This window comes from Draconibacterium sp. IB214405 (assembly GCF_033963885.1).
GTDB lineage: Bacteria > Bacteroidota > Bacteroidia > Bacteroidales > Prolixibacteraceae > Draconibacterium.
Map to the genome: position 1 here is coordinate 315,897 of NZ_JAXBMA010000005.1, position 18,739 is coordinate 334,635.

The window sequence follows — 18,739 nt, forward strand, 5'->3', positions numbered from 1 at the left end:
TTTGTACTTTAAATTTTAAGAACATGAAAACACTGGAAGGCTTAAAACCACAACCACTTTTTAATTATTTTGAAGAAATTTGCCAGGTACCGCGGCCATCGAAAAAAGAGGAAAAAATCAGACAATATTTACTTGATTTTGCGCAGAAAAATAAACTGGAAGCAAACACCGATAAAATTGGAAATGTTGTAATAAAAAAGCCTGCCAGTAGTGGAATGGAACAGGCTCCAACCGTTATTCTGCAAACCCACATGGACATGGTTTGCGAGAAAAACTCGGACAAAGAATTTGATTTCGATAACGACGCCATTGAGCCAATGATTGTTGATGGTTGGGTAAAAGCTAACGGTACAACATTGGGTGCCGATTGCGGAATTGGCATTGCAGCTCAGTTGGCAGTGCTGACTTCAAACGAGCTAAAACACGGCCCAATTGAGTGCCTGATAACTGTTGACGAAGAAACCGGATTAACGGGCGCTTTTAACCTGCAACCCGGCTTTTTAGCAGGTTCGGTTTTACTTAACCTCGACTCGGAAGACGAAGGAGAGTTGTTTATCGGTTGTGCCGGCGGAATTGACACGCTGGCTACTTTTGATTATCAACCGGAAGAAGTACCTGAAAATTCAATTAGCTTAAAAGTTTCGATTAGCGGATTATTGGGCGGACACTCTGGCGACGACATTCATAAAAACAGAGGAAATGCCAATAAAATCCTCAACCGATTTTTATGGAACTGGAACCAGGACCTTGAAATCCGACTTGCCGATTTTAATGGAGGTAATTTACGCAATGCCATTGCACGCGAAGCATTTGGGATTATTACCATTCCTGCCGGACAAAAAAATGAAGTGTTGGCTTCTTTCGAGAAAATGGCTGCATCTATAAAAGATGAGTTCCAGTATGCAGAGCCAAAATTGGAGATTACTTGTATTGAAACTGAACTTCCGGCATATGTTGTTGACACAACATCTCAAAATAAACTATTAAATGCTGTTTATGCCTGTCCGCATGGTGTTCTGGAAATGAGTTCGCGCATGGAAGGCATGGTAGAAACATCAACAAATCTTGCTTCGGTTAAATTTACCGACGACAATAAAATTGTTGTTACCACCAGTCAGCGCAGCGAAATTGAAGGACGAAAATATTACGCCGCCGAAACAGTAGCCTCCGTTTTTAATCTTGCCGGAGCAGCAATAAAACATACCGACGGTTATCTGGGTTGGACACCAAATCCGGATTCCGACATTTTGAAAACTACCTTTGATTCCTACAAAAAATTGTTTGGAATTGAACCGATTGTTCGCTCTATTCATGCAGGATTGGAGTGTGGTTTGTTTCTAGAAAAATACCCGCAACTGGATATGGTTTCTTTCGGTCCAACTATTCGTGGGGCACATTCACCCGATGAGCGGCTTGATATTTCGGCAACCGAAAAATTCTGGCAACACCTGGTTGATGTGCTTGAAAATATAAAATAGAATGCACGAAAAAGGAGCTTCAAATTGAAGCTCCTTTTTTATTCTTTGTTAAAATAAAATGACCGTAATGCAATTTTGGTTCCTGAGCTTTCAGGATTATTCCGCTCCACAATCCGGATTTGCAGCGTGTGTTTTCTGTTCTTCAAATTTTTATCCAGTGTAAAACCTTTTAATGTTGCTTCTGCATTTTTAGAAAAAACATCCATCTCAAACCAGGGCTGTCCATCCAAGCTATATTCAATAATTCCCGAATTGTTATCGGAATAAACCAATATTCCAATTGCAGTTCCTTTAAATCTAAATTTTATGATTTCGCCAGGAAATTCCCCTTGCAGCACCTTTTCTTCCGAAACGCTTTTCATCTCCCACCCTTTTATTGGCTTCGACGGATCGGGCGAAATAAAAACCGGATTTGGAAAATCCTTCCCGTCAACCAAAGTTGTTACATACTGGTCGGTTTGTGCCAGTGTAGTCAGGCACATTGTCAGCAATAAAAACATTCCTGCAATTCGCATGATTCAGATTTTTTGAAAAGCTGAAGGTAAGAATTTCAATCCTTCCATTCAACTTTTTCCTTCCAGTCGCGGCGTCCCGGCGAAGGAAAATCCATCATTACCTGACCAACGTAAAAAAATCCAAGACTTTTTTGATTGTCGTCCAGTTCTAGCAATTCATCGAACAACTCAATAAAACCCGGTGTGGCCCAAAAAGCAGCCAATTCCAACTCGGTAGCGGTTAGCCACATATTTTGCACTGCCATCGATACCGCAGCAACTTCTTCCCACTCGGGTAATTGACCGCCGGAATCAAGCTGCAAAATAACGGCGATCGCCACCGGAACCCGTTCGATTGTTGATGCAAACTTTTCAATTTTTTCGGAAGCAATCGGATATCCTTCCTGTTGTTTCTTCACTAAAATTGCCTTGGCGTCAGCAGCCAGTTTACTTTTGGCTTCACCACGATAAACTTTAAAACGCCAGGGTTCTGTTTTTTTATGGTTTGGTGCCCAATTTGCACTTTGGAGTAATTCTTCTATTGCACCTTTTGAAATATCCTTTTTGGCAAATAAACGGGGAGGTGTCGCTCTTCGGTTTTTTATAAATTCTGTGACTGACATTGTATTTTTCTAAAAGATTAGTTTTTTAGAAAAACACAACATCACACAAAAAGTTGAATGGATTTGAATAAAGTTTTAGCTTACAAAATTAGGGACGTGGAAACGCTATAACAACTAATCCTCGTCCTTTGTATAACCTAAAATTTTAAACATGTCCTCTGCAGACTGCTCATTACGATATACATAATCGAAGAAATTACCTTTCTCGTCGCGATCGATAATTACGTGTTTTGGCGCCGGAATTAAACAGTGTTTTATGCCGCCGTAACCACTAATTGCATCCTGATATGCTCCGGTATGGAAAAATCCCAGATACAGCGGTTCCTTATCATCATCAGAATACGAAGGCAGTAGCACTTCCTGGTTGAAGTCTTCCGAGTTGTAATAGTCGGAATGATCGCAACTGATACCTCCAATATTAGCGCGCTTGTATTCGTTGTTCCATTTGTTAATTGGCAGTAGAATAAATTTCTCAAAAATCGACCATGAATCCGGAATGGTATTCATCAAACTATTGTTGATGATGTACCAGCTTTCGGTATCGTTTTGTTGCTTTTGTTCCAGCACTTCGAAAATGATTGCCCCACTCTCGCCAACCGTATATTTTCCGAATTCGGTGTAGATATCCGGATCGGGCAGATTCTCTGCAGTACATGCTGATTTTATGTTCGAAACGATCTCTTTGATCATGTACTCATAGTCGTATTCAAAACCAAGGTGGTTACGAATTGGGAAACCTCCGCCAAGATTAAACGAATCCAGCGAATCGCACTGCTTCTTAAGCTCAACATACAGTTTCATCGCTTTCTGGAATTCGCCCCAGAAATAAAGACTGTCTTTGATTCCAGAATCAACAAAAAAGTGAAGCATTTTTAATTCGATGTTTTTCTTGCCTTTTATATGTTGCTCAAAAAACTCCGGTATTTTTGTATGCCTTATACCCAAACGAGAGGTATAATACGCCGATTGCGATTCTTCATTGATCGCCATACGAATACCCACTTTTACGGTCTCGCCATTTGCAAGCTCTTCAATACGTTGTAACTCATTAATACTATCGAGCACGATAATATTATTCTTAAAACCAAGCCGTTGCAGATCGATAATCTTCTTCAGGTATTCCTGCGTTTTGTATCCGTTGTGAATGATCTTCCTGTTTTTGTCAATCTTTTTATCTTTAAAAAGGTGCAAAATCAGGTCGATATCGTAGGATGAAGATGTTTCGAGGTTTACATTGTGTTTTAAAGCCTCGTTAACCACATGCGAAAAGTGGTTACACTTTGTACAATAACAGTAATAATATTTGCCATTATAGTTACTCTTTTTAATGGCCTTGTTAAACAGGTTACGCGATTTTTTTATTTGTTCCCCAATTTTTGGTAGGTATATAAACCTAAACGGGGTACCATATTTTTTAATCAGATATTTTAAAGAGATTCCGTGAAAAGTTAGCGAATCACCTCGTAAGTCAAAGCCTTCCTGTGGGAAATAGTAGCTTTGTTCAATCAAATCAAAATAAGTATTCTTCATCTACGTAACCATAAAAAATTATTAGTGTTTTTGCTCAAGTTTCAAACCGCAAATAAACTTAATTTTTTTCGATAATTTCCGTACCGAAAGTAAAAACGAGGCAAAAGCTTCATTTTTTTCCGTTTCAGCAAAAAGCGGGTAAGAAATGCAGGCAGGAAAGTTGGCCACCTTCTTCTGCGTTTTATGTTCCGTTTTCGCAAAAACCAAATAACTTTTGCAGTAAAATCTTTAATTTCGAAACTTTCACTCATCAAAAAAAATGCTTAATTTGTCTCGGAATTTTATATCCTTCATACGAAATTACAATATTCGTTTGAAAATATTTTATGTTATTGAATTTAAAATGATTAAACAAGAAAATGAGTAAAGTTTTAATAATTGGTGCAGGTGGTGTTGGCCGTGTTGTTGCCAGCAAGTGTGCAGATAATCCGGAAGTTTTTTCAGAAATTCTGTTGGCCAGTCGTACCGTTTCCAAATGCGATGTAATTGCAAAAGAAGTTGGCAAAGGCAGAATCAAAACGGCCTCACTAAATGCTGATAATGTTGCTGATACAGTCGCACTGATCAAGGAATTTCAGCCGGAGTTGGTTATCAATGTGGCGCTTCCTTACCAGGATCTTCCGATTATGGATGCCTGTTTGGAAACCGGCGTAAATTACCTCGACACAGCCAATTATGAGCCTAAAGACGAAGCTAAATTTGAATACAGCTGGCAGTGGGCTTACCACGATCGTTTTAAAGAAAAAGGTATTATGGCGGTGTTGGGTTGTGGATTCGATCCGGGCGTAACCAGCATTTATACGGCGTATGCAGCCAAACATCATTTCGATGAAATGCACTACCTCGATATCGTAGATTGCAACGGTGGCGACCACGGAAAAGCATTTGCTACTAATTTTAACCCTGAAATTAACATTCGCGAGATCACTCAAAACGGACGTTACTGGGAAAATGGCCAGTGGGTTGAAACCAAACCTTTCGAAATTAAACAGGCATTAAATTACCCGAATATCGGTGTCAGAGACTCATACGTTCTTTATCATGAAGAGCTGGAATCGTTGACTAAAAACTTCCCAAGTTTAAAACGTGCGCGTTTTTGGATGACTTTTGGCCAGGAATACCTGACTCACCTTCGTGTGATCCAAAATATTGGTATGAGCCGCATCGATCCGGTTAAATATAAAGGTATTGACATTATTCCGTTGGAGTTCCTGAAAGAGGTACTTCCAAATCCGGGAGATCTTGGCGATAACTACACCGGCGAAACGTCGATCGGATGCCGCATAAAAGGTGTAAAAGACGGCGAAGAAAAATCGTACTACGTTTGGAACAACTGCAGTCACCAAAAAGCATTTGAAGAAACCGGTACACAAGGCGTATCGTACACAACCGGCGTTCCTGCAATGTTGGGTGCCATGATGGTACTTACGGGAAAATGGCAGGGCAAAGGCGTGTTTAACGTTGAGGAATTTGATCCGGATCCGTTTATGGAAAAAATCGGAGAACACGGTTTGCCGTGGAATGAAGAGATTAATGGCGATCTTGAAGTGTAACAACATACTTACTTCGAGCCCCGGGTTAATAACTTGGGGCTTTTTATTTAACTGCAAAAAATAACGACTTTGAATTATAAAGAAATACCATCACCGGCTTTTGTACTCGACGAAAAACTGCTTCGTAAAAACCTGGAGCTGATTAACAGCGTTCAGCAGGAAGCCGGAATTGAGATTATCCTTGCCTTTAAAGGATTTGCCATGTGGAGCGCCTTCCCTATTGTTCGCGAATATTTAAAAGGTGCAACAGCCAGCTCGTTGTACGAAGCACGTTTGTGTTTCGAAGAAATGAAAACCCGCGCACATTTGTATTCGCCGGTTTACCTTGAACATGAATTTGACGAGCTGATGAGCTACAGCAGCCACATTGTTTTTAATTCGGTCAAACAGTTCGAGAAATATTACCAGCGCACGCAAACTGCCAATCATAAAATATCATGCGGAATTCGTGTAAATCCTGAATATTCTGATGTTGGTACCGATCTTTATAATCCAAGTGCTCCCGGATCCCGTTTGGGAGTTGGCAGCGATGAACTGCCCAATGAATTGCCGGAAGGTGTTGAAGGAATTCATTTTCATGTTTTGTGTGAATCCGATTCCTATAGTCTTGAAAAAGTACTGGAAAACCTGGAAAGCAAATACGGCAAATACCTGCACCAGGTAAAATGGGTGAACATGGGTGGTGGCCATCTCATGACACGCAAAGGTTACGATCACCAGCATTTAATCAAGTTGCTCACTGCATTCCGAAAAAAATACGATGTAAAGGTGATTCTTGAACCGGGTAGTGCCATTGCCTGGGAAACTGGTGTTTTGGTATCAACCGTTCAGGATATTGTGGAGCATAAAGGCGTAAAAACAGCTATTTTGGATGTTTCGTTTACAGCGCACATGCCCGACACGCTTGAAATGCCGTACCGTCCAAAAATTATTGGTGCACAAGATCCATCTGAAGAAAGTCAACACCTGTATCGTTTGGGAGGCGGAAGCTGCCTGGCCGGTGATTTTATGGAAGCCTACGATTTTGGACGTGAATTGCAAATTGGCGAACAGATTATTTTCCTCGATATGATTCATTACACCATGGTTAAAACCTCCATGTTTAATGGTGTTAATCATCCGGCAATCGCCATCTGGACAAAGGACGACAAACTAAACATCGTTCGAAAATTTAAATACGAAGATTTTAAAAACCGTTTATCGTAGCAAAAAACTAAATACGACAATACATAAACCGACTATGAAAAACCTGATTGTCATCCTTTGCCTGCTTTGCAGTTTAACCTCGTTTGGCCAGAAAAATACGAATGAACGTGCCCAATGGTTCACCGACTCTCGTTTTGGAATGTTTATTCACTGGGGTGTTTACAGTGGAGCCGAAGGTTACTGGAAGGGCGAAAAACTCCGTAACGACAACGACTACGCCGAATGGATTTTATACCGAAACCGAATTGATCGCGATGAATATGTCACGCTTCTCGACCGCTTTCAATGGGACGAAATTGATCCGGAAGAATGGGTAATTCTGGCCAAAAATTCCGGGATGAAATACATCACGATTACAGCCAAACACCATGACGGTTTTGGTTTGTGGGACAGCCAGGTAAGCCATTATGATCTTGGTGATTACACCAATCCCAAACGCGATATAATTGCAGAAATGGCTGAAGCCTGCAAAAAACACGGCATCAAACTTTGTCTTTATTATTCGCACTGGGTTGACTGGGAACACCCGCTGGGTTGGGACCACACACGCGAGATTTACAAAATATCAGAAAGTGATTACGACCGTTACTGGCAACAAAAAGTGATACCTCAAATAACCGAGTTGCTCACCAATTACGGAGAGATTTCGATGCTTTGGTTCGATATGTGGATCCACCACTCTGAAAGTATTGTTACCAAAGAACAATTACTTCAGTTAAAATCATTGATACGCGAATTGCAACCCAACTGTCTGGTTAATTCCCGTTTAGGTTTATCAATTGAAGAAGATCCCGACATTGATTACAAAACACTGGGCGACAACCAACTTGGTGATAAAAAGGAAGATTTTCCTTGGCAATCGCCGGCAACGGTAGCTCACTCGTGGGGTTTTCACTCATCCGATTCGCAATGGAAATCGACAACAACTCTACTAAAATCCTTGATCGGAAACGTTAGTTTGAATGGTAATTTTATGCTGAATATCGGACCACGTGCCAACGGCGATGTACCTTACGAAATTTCGCAACGCATGCTTGAAATGGGAAAATGGCTGGAGGTGAATGGAGAATCGATTTATGGCGCGGAAGCTTTCGATCTGAACAAAGACTTGCATGATTGGGGAAAAATTACCTGCAAACAAGACGGAAACATATTTAAGTTATTCCTGCATGTATACAACTGGCCGTTGAACAAGCGGCTAAATCTTACCGGCATTACAGCTGATCCTGAAAAAATCTACCTTTTGGCCGATACACAGGAATCACCACTCTCCTTTTCGCACTCAGGTGCTTTTACACAGATTGATTTACCTGCAGACCAACCTGATCCGTATGTGTCGGTGGTAGTTGTTGAATACAAATCGAAACCGGAAATAACAGACGGGTTGGTTGCCAAAACATCCGACGATGGTTATTCGTTGCTACCCGGAAATCAAAATCCACAGTCCGAATCAATGGAAATAACACCTTCCGCAAAATACGGAACGGTTCCTGCTTTTGTGGCAGCTGATGGCGTTACCAACTTTAGCTGGAAAATCTATGTTGACAAACCGGGGCCCAAAAGAGTGGATGTATCGTATAGTTTTCAGGGCAACAGAAACAATAGCCAGATTGTATTAAAAGCTGCAAGGCATTCCTTATATCATTCGGTGAACCCAACCGAGCAGACAGTTGGAGAGCCCAATCAGGATTGGCATATCGATAATTTCGAATCAAACAAAATAGGTACGATCGAGTTTCCTAAGCCTGGTTTTTACACTATCGAGCTCAGTATTCGCCCAACTGAATCAGATCCGATCAAATTCCAGTGGTTGTGGATTAAATAAATAGAAACCGCAGATAAAAGACTAAACGACCTTATTAACAATTGTTGATAACGCCGGTTAATTATCGGTGGATATAAACGACTGAATATCACTTGCATTTTTCATTTTTCGCTGTATATTTGATCTATCAGGTGAGCGATAAAAGGCTGCTTCGAAATTGTGGAAACGGGGAAAGTTTCTTAGCTGAAACCGGAACCATTTCAACCCGCCCCTCGGGACGGCGCAATGAAAAAGCCGAAGTTTGAACGCGATATTCTGGAGTATCAAAGTTCAGGCAATCATCTGGAAGAAAATCCAGAAGTTCTTTCAAGATTGGGTCATCAGGCAGGAAGTTAAGAAACCAAGGTTTCTACTGCGAAACTGCACAACGGCAAAAGGGCAACCCGGAACCGTTGATTGGAAAGGGGAAATCCTTCGGGATTAGCTTAATACACTGAAAGACACTTCGTTCAGGAAGGTACTCGCGATTACCGAAAGGACAACTGAAAGGTTTAGCCGTAGAAAGCAAATCCGGAAAGTAAGGGGCAAAAGCCTATTCGAAAGAAAAAGCAATTGCCGGTCGTAATAACCGTAACCTGGCACCAATAGTAACTTCGGTTACTTGAAAGTGAATGGGAGCTATTTGTAACAAAATAGTTCCCATTTGTGTTTTATAGAAACCAATCATTCACCCCCATATTTCCATCCACAATCCACAGAATTTCATTCCAGCTCTTGACTTACGTTTTAGTATTGCGTATTTTTAACAAAACGCAGGTTTAATTCCCGACCTTTCTGTCTGGCGATTATACTGTTATTCTAAATTCTTAACTAAAATGCTAAAAATTCTAATTATTGGATTTGCCATAATTGCCTTCAATGTTGTCCTTCAGGCATTGGCAAATATTTACCTAACGCGAAAAACGGTGAGTGTTATCGACGAGTGGAAGAAAAAGCTAAACAATTTGCGAATATTGCGCTTGCTTGTTTACTCCTTTCTATTTCTGACATTGTTGCATGCAATCCACTCACTGGTTTGGGCCTTTTGCCTCTATCTAATCCCTGCAATACAACCCGACTTTGCCAGTTTTCATGACATTTTCTATTATTCGATAGTTACGTTTACAACGCTTGGTTATGGCGACATGACGATCAGTTCGGAGTGGAAAATATTTTCAGGAATTGAAGCAATAAATGGAATCATGCTCATTGGATGGTCAACAGCACTGATGTATTCGTTGATTCAAATTATTTATAAAACTATACAGGAACAAAATGGCAAGCAACGATAAAACTGAACCAAAAGAACAAAATCCGGTTGAAAACAATCAACAGGAAACACCGGCGAAAAAAAGTCCGGTAAAGAAAATAAGTCTTATCGTGCTCATCATCACGATATTTATTTTTATAATTAATGTCCTTTCCGATCGCCACACTCCACATACCGATCAGGCGCGGGTAAAAGGGTTCGTATTGCCGGTAGCTCCGATGGTTAGTGGCTATATTATAAAAACAAATGTCACCCAGCACTCACGTGTAAAAGCTGGCGACACATTGTTTATCATCGATCCAACATCGTACGAAATTGCGGTTAAAGTTGCCGAATCGAATCTTGAAAAAGCAGTTCAATCAATTGATGCCGGTGAGTCTTCGTTAAAATCGGCACAGGCACGTTTGAGCCGTGCAAAAGTAAAACTTGAGCGTTCGACCAAAAACTGGGAACGTACCCAGCGTGTTTTGGCAGAAAACGAAGGCGCCCTTTCGGAGGCTGACATCGACCGGTCGGAGGCTTCGTATCTCGAGGCTATCGAATCGGTAAAATCATCGCAGGCAGATCTGGAGCGGCAAACCGAAGCTTTGGGCCCGCTAAACGAAAACAATCCAACAATAAAATCGGCCTTAAACAACCTCGAGAATGCACAAATAAATTTGGGCTACACTGCTATAATTGCACCATCCGACGGAATTGTGGAAAGCTTTAACATTGAACAGGGTTATTTTGCAGCGGCGGGTCGATCACTCATATCGCTGGTATCAAATAGCGAAATGTGGATTCAGGCGAATCTAAAAGAAAACAACCTTGCAAAAGTGGAACTCGGCGATAAAGTGGAACTGATTTTTGATATTGAACCCGGAAAAGTTTTCGAAGGTAAACTTACCAGTATAGCCTACGGTGTATCGGTTGACAATACCAATCCGAATGGCTTACCAAAAGTTTCGTCGGCACAAGGTTGGTTACGCGATCCGCAACGTTTTCCGGTTATGATTGAGTTGGAAGACAAAGAAATTGTGAGCAAACTGCGCCAGGGCAGCCAGGCCGAAATTGTAGTTTATACCGGTACAAAACCACTACTGAATATGATTGCCCGGTTACGCATCAGAATCATGTCGAAACTTTCGTATGTCCGATAAAATCAAAACATATTTTGCTGACTTAAGAAACGAATACCCGGTTTTACGTGCTGTATTTGCCGTTTCGCTTGCGCTGGTTTTTGCCACCACTGTGGCTTATCCGGCTCCTCACTTAACGGCCATTTTAACCATGATGTTTATCGGCCCGGGCAAACAAGCACTGGGTTTAAAAAAGGAAATAATTGTCCCGTTTTTGATTTATGTTCTGGGATCTATTGGCGTTTTTTTGGGTAACAGTCTTATCGACTACCCGCTTGTAATTTTGCCTTTACTGGCCCTGGCCATTTTCTGGAGTTTCAAGCTGGTAAAAATACCTGCACCCATCCGTTTGGTATTTCTAATGCTGGTTGTTCTCATTCCGTTTAACAGCATTACAGCCAACGCAATTGGCGGATTGATTCTACAGGTTTTATTGCTGAACCTGATCATTGCACTGATAATTGTAAAGATCGCGTTCGCATTATTCCCCGACAAACCGATAAGCGCCAGCGATGCAAAAAAGAAAAGTGCAGCACCACCCAATCCGCTCGACATGAACAAAGTTGCATTAAACGGCGTGCTGGTTATTTTTCCATTGGTAATTATGTTCTATTTATTTAATGCCACTGTTGGAACGCTTACGCTTGTTTTTACGATCATTCTTGGATTCGATCCATTTGTTTACCAGTCAAAAAAAGGCTTGGTAATAATTGCAGCCAACATTCTGGGAGGACTCTTTGGTGTGCTGGCCTATCAACTGTTAATTATTGTACCCGCTTACCTGTTCTATATTTTTCTGGTTTTGTCGGTAGCTTTCTTTTTTATAATCAACCTGTTTTCTACCAAAAAAATAGCGCCCGTTTTCGCAACAAGTTTTAATACATTTATTGTGATTATGGGAATAATTTCAACCTCAACCAGTGGAGCAGGAAGTGAACTCTGGAATCGTTTGTTCCAGATCGGAATTGCTATTGTTTACACCACTTTGGCCTACCTTGTGGTAACAGCTTTTAATAATCCTAAAATCTCAGCAATTGAAACGAGTCCCGAATAATCGGGACGAGTTACATCTTATACCGTAGAAGACAAACAATTTTAATAAGATGAAAAATAAAATTACATATTCGCTAATTACCTGTTTACTCGGAATGTTTGTTTTTTCGTGCAACGTACACGAGAAATTTACTCAACCTGAGATTGAAATTCAGGAAACGTATACCGACCAGGTGGCCGACAGTAGCAGTTTTTCCGATGTTGACTGGTGGCAAATCTTTAACGACAGCACATTAATTTCACTCATTCGCGAAGGACTGGAAAACAATCTGCAGGTGCAAAATATAGCAACCGCGATTAAACAGTCGGAGTTGCAGTACGAGATTGCTAAAACCATGTTGCTTCCGGCAGTGAACTACGGAGGAAGTGCGTCCACTTCAGCAAACTCCTTATCCTCGGGCACTTTTAAAGGCAGCGTGGCAGCACTCGCCAATGTTTCGTATACACTCGATTTTTGGGGGCAGCTCACCAATCAGCGCGATGCCGCTCTGGAAGCGTACCTTGCTACCGAAATTGGCTATCAGCAAGTGAAAGCAACACTGGTAACACAAATTGCAAGTTTGTATTTTACTCTTCGAGATATCGACAATAAAATTATTGTGGCAGAAAATATGATCGTGAACATGAACAACTTTCACGACATTATCGGTGCGCGCTACCGGGGCGGATTTGTTTCGAAAGTAGACGTTAACCAATCGGAAATTGCAGTGAAAGATGCAGAGGTAACACTGGAGTCTTTACTTCGTGCCCGCGGACAATTGGAAAATTCTATCAGTATTGTTTTGGGCTCAGCACCAAAATTGATTCCGCGCGGACTGCCGCTCGAGCAACAAATTATTACATCCGAAATGCCGCTGGGCGTACCAGTTTATTTGCTTCAGCGCCGTCCCGATATCCTTATCAACGAAAAGAAATTAAAGGCACAACTGCGCGTAATCGATGCTACTCAGGCATTACGTTATCCAAATCTTACCTTATCGCTTGATGTGGGGGCACAAATTACCGATCCTTCTATGATATTTACCGAGTTGGCAGCCGATTTACTGGGCCCGATATTCAATGCCGGAAGAATCAATAAATCGATTTCCGTTCAACAGGAAGAATACAACATTTTGGTAAACGACTACATTCAGTCGTATTATGTGGCTCTGCAGGAAGTACAGGATGCAGTAATTGCTATTAATTCGTACCAAAAAGAATTTGAGATCAAAAAGCAAAAACTTGAGCTTTCGCAGGAGGCACTCGACCTGGCCTGGGTACGCTACGAAGAAGGAGTTACTACTTTTCTCGAATTTATCAATTTGCAGAGTTCGTTGTTTAGTGCGCAATTGCAGGCGTCAGAATCATATATGGATTACCTGCAATCGGTGGTAAAACTCTATCTGGCACTTGGTGGTGGCTGGGAATACGAGGCATATGTTGACGCCGATTAGAGTCAAATCAATTCTCACATTTCGGGTACGTCATTCCGAACTTGTTTCGGAATCCCGTCTTTCCGGAGATGCTGAAATAAATTCAGCATGACGGGCTGACTAAGTACAATTGACATGATTTTAGAATGCAGTAACAAATTATTCTTTTACTACCTTTACCAACTAAAATTCAGAACATGATTCCTACGATTAAAAATCTAAAACATACCGATGCGGGCAACTTTTTCCTGATGGCCGGCCCGTGTGCCATTGAAAGCGAAACCATGGCAATGGAAATTGCTGAAAAAGTTGTTGCTATTACCGAGAAACTCAAGATCCCGTATATTTTCAAAGGTTCGTACCGAAAAGCCAACCGCTCACGACTTGATTCGTTTGCAGGAATTGGCGACGAAAAAGCATTAAAAATCCTGAAAAAAGTCAGCGAAACTTTCGATATTCCGGTGGTTACCGATATTCACACGGCCGAGGAAGCCGCCATGGCCGCCGAATACGTTGATGTACTTCAGATACCTGCATTTTTGTGCCGCCAAACCGATATTTTAGTGGCTGCTGCCAATACAGGCAAAGTGGTAAACATTAAAAAAGGACAGTTCTTGTCGGCCGAAGCCATGCAGTTTGCGGTAAACAAAGTACGCGAAAGCGGTAACAACAACATCGCCCTTACCGAAAGAGGAACAACATTTGGCTACCAGGATTTGGTGGTGGATTACCGCGGAATTCCGGTAATGAAAGAAATGAAAGTTCCGGTTGTTCTGGATATTACGCATTCGCTGCAGCAACCCAACCAATCAAGCGGAGTAACCGGAGGCAAACCTGAGTTGATAGAAACTGTTGCTCGTGCTGGAATAGCAGTTGGTGCCGATGGAATTTTTATCGAAACGCATCCAAACCCGGCTGAAGCAAAATCGGATGGTGCAAATATGTTACGACTCGATTTGTTGGAGCAATTGCTAACCAAGCTGGTTTTACTAAAACAAACTGTCAATCAACTGGGTTAAATGGCATTTCAAACAATTGCAGCGGAATTACAAAAACTGGTAGCAGACTGGACAGAAACTCTGGAAAGTTTGCCACCGCAAACCATTGCTGACCGTAGAAACGGTCAGGATCGTTCGATTCGGCAAATCGTTGGACACATGGTTGATTCGGCCTCGAACAACACCCATCGTGTTGTTCATCTGCAATACCGGGAATCGCCGGTTGAATTCCCCAACTATTCCACTTACGGGAACAACGACAAGTGGATTGCCATTCAGAATTACCAGGAAGAAGACTGGCAGTTGCTGATAAATTACTGGAAATATGCGCATTTGCATTTTTGTCATCTTATCCAAAATATCAATTTGGAGCAACTTGATCAACAATGGCATGCAGACACCAACCAGTTTGTGTCGCTGAAAGAAATGGTTGAGGATTTTCCGCGTCATTTTAAACTGCATATTGCAGAAATTGAAGAACTATTAAACCAACAATAAGATGCAAAAAAGAAGATCGTTTATAAAGAAAGCCATAGCGGGAGTTACCTTGTCGGCACTACTTCCTTTTACTAAAAGCGCCACCGCCGGCGAGGTAAAAATTAAGGATGCGCTGATACACCATGTGTTTTTCTGGCTTAAAGAACCAAAGAACGAGCAACATAAAAAACAACTGGTTAAAGCTTTGAACCAACTCACGAAGGTAAAAACTATAAAACTCAGTCACATTGGTTTTCCGGCGTCAACAGAGGACCGCGATGTGGTAGATCATTCCTATTCGGTATCGTATATGGCAATGTTCGATAGCCAGGCCGATCAGGATTCGTACCAGGTTGATCCGATTCACCTGAAATTCGTAGAAGAAAACCAACACCTCTGGAACAAGGTTGTGGTTTATGACTCTACTGATATTTAATTGATTGTATTAATAAAAGAAAAGGTACGCCAGCAATATCGAAGCGATAATCCCCACAAAGTCGGCAATTAGTCCGCACACAACGGCATAGCGTGTATTTTTTATTCCTACAGCACCGAAGTATACGGCCAAGATATAAAATGTAGTATCGGTAGCTCCCTGCACTGTACTTGCTACGCGGCCCACAAACGAGTCGGCACCATAAGTTGTCATGGCATCCACCATCATTCCACGTGCACCACTTCCACTAAGCGGTTTCATTAAAGCTGTTGGCAAGGCTGGGGTAAAATCGGCATTAATACCCATTTGCTCAAAGCCCCAGGTTACAGCGGCAACCACCCAATCCATCGCACCCGATGCACGGAATACACCAATGGCAACCAAAATTGCAACCAAATATGGAATAATCTTAATTGCTGTTTTAAATCCATCTTTCGCACCTTCGATAAAAGCCTCGTAAACGTTCACTTTTCTGAATAAAGCCATTAGAATAAAGGCCACGATTACCGTAAACAGAATAAAGTTACTGGCCACATTCGAAACCTGTGTTATGGCATCTTTATCGAGTGTAGAGAAGTACCAGATAATCCCAACAATTATGGCAGTTAAACCACCGAGATAAGCTAAAATGGTTTTATCGAGCAGGTTTATTTTTTGATAAAAGGCAACCGATATCAGCCCCGCAATAGTAGAAAAATAGGTGGCAAGCAAAATTGGGATAAAAATATCGGAAGGATTTACTGCCCCCAGCTGTGCACGATAAACCATAATACTTATGGGTAACAGCGTAAGTCCCGAAGTATTCAGCACCAAAAACATAATTTGCGCATTCGACGCCGTATTTTTATCCGGGTTTGTTTCCTGCATTTCTTTCATGGCCTGCAGTCCCATAGGAGTTGCCGCATTATCAAGGTTAAGCATGTTGGCCGCAATATTCATTAAAATAGAACCGTGTGCCGGATGTTCTTTTCCCAACTCAGGAAAAAGTTTATTAAAAAACGGCCCGATTACCTTCGAGAAAACGTGAACGATTCCTCCCTTCTCTCCTATCTTCATAATCCCCATCCACAGGGTTAGTACCCCCGTTAATCCCAGCGAAATTTCAAAACCGGTTTTAGCCATATCAAAAGTGGCTTGCACCATGTCGGTAAAAACCTGCGTGTCGCCAAGAAATATAAGTTTAGCCAGGGCGATTACAAATGCAACCAAAAAGAAAAAAATGAAAAGATAATTCAGTGCCATTCTATAAGTTGAGATAAAAAATTAAAATTAGTCTGCGGACCTTGATTAAGGAACAACAGGCAAACCTCCGTAAAAGTATAAATCTATTGCCCATATGCAAAGAGATGCGGACCAAAGCGGAATTTTTGTGAAAGAATTAAACTCTTATTTATGTTTACTAATCTTTGGCTATATATTCAGGCCGCTGTTGCAACACTCCCGGCTGCATATCAATCTGATCTTTTGGAACGGGCATATATTTGTCATCATCCGTAAATGTAACTCCCATAAATGAACGGATACGCAAATCACCTGTAGCAAAATCATTAAGAACTTCTGCCATACTTTTACCACCAATCCTATTGGGCAAATCATCCCAGCGTCTTAAGTCGAAAAATCGACGACCTTCAGTAGCAAATTCCAGGCGTTGTTCCCATTGCACTGCCCGCATGGCTTCCTCAGCATTCGCAAACGAAGTATACAATCCAATTTTGTAGTTGGCAGCCGGTTGATCCCAATCTACATCGCCACCTGTCTGGTAATCATCATCAGTAGTCCCTTCTCCCCAAGGATAAACCGTTTGGGGAAGCGAGTCAATCAATACCTTTCCCATTACCACCTCGTTTCCGGCACGTTGCCTAACCTGATTTACGAGGTCAAGAGCCGTTGCCAGATCACCTTCAGCTGCTGCCACCTCGGCACGCCATAACAACACATGTGCATACCTTAAATAGCGGTAATTATTGGCGTTAACACCGGTCATCCAACCCGAAGTTGTTGATAAAGTATAGCGTTGATATTTGTAGAAGAAAGTTTTGATAGCCGGTAAATACGGGCCACCATCTCTTTGGTGTCTTATCCAGTCGTATCCCCTGTTAATACCCCAATCCAGAAATGGAATTCCTCTGCGGCTGATTGTCCAATCAATTCTCGGATCGAGCGAATCGCTTGCCATTGTAAAAGGTTCATTGGAGCGAATTCCCTGATCATTTTTCAGATCGACATCATTAAAGGAGTCAAAAAGCGGTAATCCATTCTCGTCAACTTTATAAGCATTGGCAAGGTTTTGTGATGTTTGATGAAACCCGCAACACATTCCAATATCACCTCCGTGCGGCCAATTTAATCCAATTCCCATTTCGGCATTTAATGATTCATAAACATCATTTACAGTTGCCTGAATCTCGAAAATCGATTCCATGTTATTGTTCTTCTCAATTCTGAAATTATCAAAGAAGTTGGGCATTAACGCATACTTGCCGCTGGCAATTATTTCATCAAGCAAAGGTTTTGCCTGTGCATACTCCAGTTCCTCAAGATAAGCACGGGCTGCAAGTGCCATTGCCGCATATTTGGTCGGACGCCCAACCTCTTCCTGCGAATCGGGAAGGTTTTCCCAGGCAAACTTCAGATCGTTTACAATAAAACTTAATACTTTACCTTCCTCATTAACATTTGAAACAGTTGATGGATCTTTTACATTTTCATCAAGTAGAGGAATATAATCACCAAACACCAGCCAGGCTTCAAAATAGAATAATGCGCGCAGAAAACGTGCTTCAGCTTCAAACTCTATTGCTTCTTCATGTGTAATATCTGTAGTTTTAGCCAACACCCGAAGTACATCGTTTGCACGAAAAATACCCAGCCCAAATGCCCACTTCCATTTATCCTCGCAATAGGTACTGGTTTCCCTAACATCCCAAATCTCTATATCACTAACGTCTCCACTTGATGTGAAATCCGGTTTAATATAAGCATCATCAGATGCCCCCGAACCAAAGGTCCAGTTTTGGATAGATGCCCCCCAGGCTGTCTCCCATAAAGAACTGCCCTGAACCATGGCATAAGTACCAATGAGCAGAGCATCAATTCCTTTTGCATCCATAAAGTAGTTTTCAGAATCGGTTCCGGGGGGAACTTTGGTAAGAAAATCGTCAGAACATGAGTTAAAGACTATGATAAACAGAAGTAGTAACAGTCGTTTGTAAAGGTCCATCGTTTATGGTTTAGTGGCTGCGACTTTGGTTGTTTAAATGTATAAAAAAAGAGGGACTTTTCAG

Annotated in this window: 16 protein-coding genes; 11 read left to right on the forward strand and 5 right to left on the reverse strand. The window is 41.6% G+C overall.

The annotated features are described in order from the left end of the window. Positions 1-23: 23 nt before the first annotated feature. Positions 24-1,478 (forward strand): aminoacyl-histidine dipeptidase, encoded by a 1,455-nt coding sequence (locus tag SLH46_RS18780; RefSeq protein ID WP_320282760.1) that lies wholly within the window; start codon positions 24-26, stop codon positions 1,476-1,478. A 38-nt stretch (positions 1,479-1,516) separates the two neighbouring features. Here SLH46_RS18780 and SLH46_RS18785 read toward each other — a convergent pair whose 3' ends face one another. The 3 genes from SLH46_RS18785 to SLH46_RS18795 all read right to left on the reverse strand — a co-directional run bounded on the left by SLH46_RS18785 (position 1,517) and on the right by SLH46_RS18795 (position 4,125). Further along, the gene (locus SLH46_RS18785; RefSeq protein ID WP_320282761.1) at positions 1,517-1,993 is read right to left on the reverse strand and encodes a hypothetical protein; all 477 of its coding nucleotides are present in this window, start codon (positions 1,991-1,993) and stop codon (positions 1,517-1,519) included. A 35-nt stretch (positions 1,994-2,028) separates the two neighbouring features. Further along, complete coding sequence (locus tag SLH46_RS18790; RefSeq protein ID WP_320282762.1) at positions 2,029-2,595, reverse strand: nitroreductase family protein; 567 nt, start codon at positions 2,593-2,595, stop codon at positions 2,029-2,031. Between the two features lie 114 nt (positions 2,596-2,709). Continuing rightward, positions 2,710-4,125: an arginine decarboxylase gene (locus SLH46_RS18795; RefSeq protein WP_320282763.1), complete on the reverse strand. Its 1,416-nt coding sequence runs from the start codon at positions 4,123-4,125 to the stop codon at positions 2,710-2,712. A gap of 359 nt (positions 4,126-4,484) precedes the next feature. On the opposite strand from SLH46_RS18795, the gene SLH46_RS18800 reads away from it, so the two are divergent. From SLH46_RS18800 to SLH46_RS18845, 10 genes are all read left to right on the forward strand, one after another. Further along, positions 4,485-5,678, forward strand: a complete 1,194-nt coding sequence (locus SLH46_RS18800; RefSeq protein ID WP_320282764.1) for a saccharopine dehydrogenase family protein — start codon at positions 4,485-4,487, stop codon at positions 5,676-5,678. 69 nt (positions 5,679-5,747) lie between these two features. After that, the gene (gene nspC / locus SLH46_RS18805) at positions 5,748-6,884 is read left to right on the forward strand and encodes a carboxynorspermidine decarboxylase (protein WP_320282765.1); all 1,137 of its coding nucleotides are present in this window, start codon (positions 5,748-5,750) and stop codon (positions 6,882-6,884) included. Positions 6,885-6,918: 34 nt separating this feature from the next. Then, positions 6,919-8,709 (forward strand): alpha-L-fucosidase, encoded by a 1,791-nt coding sequence (locus SLH46_RS18810; RefSeq protein WP_320282766.1) that lies wholly within the window; start codon positions 6,919-6,921, stop codon positions 8,707-8,709. Positions 8,710-9,524: 815 nt separating this feature from the next. Continuing rightward, entirely contained in the window at positions 9,525-9,980 is a 456-nt protein-coding gene (locus tag SLH46_RS18815) for a potassium channel family protein (RefSeq protein ID WP_320282767.1), read from the forward strand. Beyond that, complete coding sequence (locus SLH46_RS18820) at positions 9,964-11,100, forward strand: HlyD family secretion protein (RefSeq protein WP_320282768.1); 1,137 nt, start codon at positions 9,964-9,966, stop codon at positions 11,098-11,100. Before SLH46_RS18815 ends, SLH46_RS18820 begins: the two co-directional genes overlap by 17 nt. Beyond that, positions 11,090-12,133: a hypothetical protein gene (locus SLH46_RS18825; RefSeq protein ID WP_320282769.1), complete on the forward strand. Its 1,044-nt coding sequence runs from the start codon at positions 11,090-11,092 to the stop codon at positions 12,131-12,133. The genes SLH46_RS18820 and SLH46_RS18825 overlap by 11 nt, the downstream gene beginning before the upstream one ends. A 49-nt stretch (positions 12,134-12,182) precedes the next feature. Continuing rightward, complete coding sequence (locus tag SLH46_RS18830) at positions 12,183-13,565, forward strand: efflux transporter outer membrane subunit (protein ID WP_320282770.1); 1,383 nt, start codon at positions 12,183-12,185, stop codon at positions 13,563-13,565. Positions 13,566-13,741: 176 nt separating this feature from the next. Further along, positions 13,742-14,563, forward strand: a complete 822-nt coding sequence (kdsA, locus tag SLH46_RS18835; RefSeq protein ID WP_320282771.1) for a 3-deoxy-8-phosphooctulonate synthase — start codon at positions 13,742-13,744, stop codon at positions 14,561-14,563. Continuing rightward, complete coding sequence (locus SLH46_RS18840) at positions 14,564-15,040, forward strand: hypothetical protein (protein ID WP_320282772.1); 477 nt, start codon at positions 14,564-14,566, stop codon at positions 15,038-15,040. Position 15,041: 1 nt separating this feature from the next. Then, entirely contained in the window at positions 15,042-15,455 is a 414-nt protein-coding gene (locus SLH46_RS18845) for a Dabb family protein (RefSeq protein WP_320282773.1), read from the forward strand. Between the two features lie 9 nt (positions 15,456-15,464). Here the strand turns inward: SLH46_RS18845 and SLH46_RS18850 are convergent, their stop codons facing one another. Both SLH46_RS18850 and SLH46_RS18855 read right to left on the reverse strand, forming a co-directional pair. Next, positions 15,465-16,697 (reverse strand): nucleoside recognition domain-containing protein, encoded by a 1,233-nt coding sequence (locus SLH46_RS18850; protein ID WP_320282774.1) that lies wholly within the window; start codon positions 16,695-16,697, stop codon positions 15,465-15,467. Between the two features lie 157 nt (positions 16,698-16,854). Then, positions 16,855-18,675, reverse strand: a complete 1,821-nt coding sequence (locus SLH46_RS18855) for a RagB/SusD family nutrient uptake outer membrane protein (RefSeq protein WP_320282775.1) — start codon at positions 18,673-18,675, stop codon at positions 16,855-16,857. Between the last annotated feature and the right edge of the window lie 64 nt (positions 18,676-18,739).

Excerpts from the sequence above, each read along its gene's own strand:
- SLH46_RS18790 (WP_320282762.1), bottom strand. The coding sequence starts at position 2,595 with ATGTCAGTCACAGAATTTATAAAAAACCGAAGAGCGACACCTCCCCGT.
- SLH46_RS18800 (WP_320282764.1), top strand. The coding sequence starts at position 4,485 with ATGAGTAAAGTTTTAATAATTGGTGCAGGTGGTGTTGGCCGTGTTGTT.
- SLH46_RS18780 (WP_320282760.1), top strand. The coding sequence starts at position 24 with ATGAAAACACTGGAAGGCTTAAAACCACAACCACTTTTTAATTATTTT.
- SLH46_RS18820 (WP_320282768.1), top strand. The coding sequence starts at position 9,964 with ATGGCAAGCAACGATAAAACTGAACCAAAAGAACAAAATCCGGTTGAA.
- SLH46_RS18815 (WP_320282767.1), top strand. The coding sequence starts at position 9,525 with ATGCTAAAAATTCTAATTATTGGATTTGCCATAATTGCCTTCAATGTT.
- SLH46_RS18855 (WP_320282775.1), bottom strand. The coding sequence starts at position 18,675 with ATGGACCTTTACAAACGACTGTTACTACTTCTGTTTATCATAGTCTTT.
- SLH46_RS18840 (WP_320282772.1), top strand. The coding sequence starts at position 14,564 with ATGGCATTTCAAACAATTGCAGCGGAATTACAAAAACTGGTAGCAGAC.
- kdsA (WP_320282771.1), top strand. The coding sequence starts at position 13,742 with ATGATTCCTACGATTAAAAATCTAAAACATACCGATGCGGGCAACTTT.
- SLH46_RS18850 (WP_320282774.1), bottom strand. The coding sequence starts at position 16,697 with ATGGCACTGAATTATCTTTTCATTTTTTTCTTTTTGGTTGCATTTGTA.
- SLH46_RS18810 (WP_320282766.1), top strand. The coding sequence starts at position 6,919 with ATGAAAAACCTGATTGTCATCCTTTGCCTGCTTTGCAGTTTAACCTCG.
- SLH46_RS18845 (WP_320282773.1), top strand. The coding sequence starts at position 15,042 with ATGCAAAAAAGAAGATCGTTTATAAAGAAAGCCATAGCGGGAGTTACC.
- SLH46_RS18785 (WP_320282761.1), bottom strand. The coding sequence starts at position 1,993 with ATGCGAATTGCAGGAATGTTTTTATTGCTGACAATGTGCCTGACTACA.
- SLH46_RS18825 (WP_320282769.1), top strand. The coding sequence starts at position 11,090 with ATGTCCGATAAAATCAAAACATATTTTGCTGACTTAAGAAACGAATAC.
- SLH46_RS18830 (WP_320282770.1), top strand. The coding sequence starts at position 12,183 with ATGAAAAATAAAATTACATATTCGCTAATTACCTGTTTACTCGGAATG.
- SLH46_RS18795 (WP_320282763.1), bottom strand. The coding sequence starts at position 4,125 with ATGAAGAATACTTATTTTGATTTGATTGAACAAAGCTACTATTTCCCA.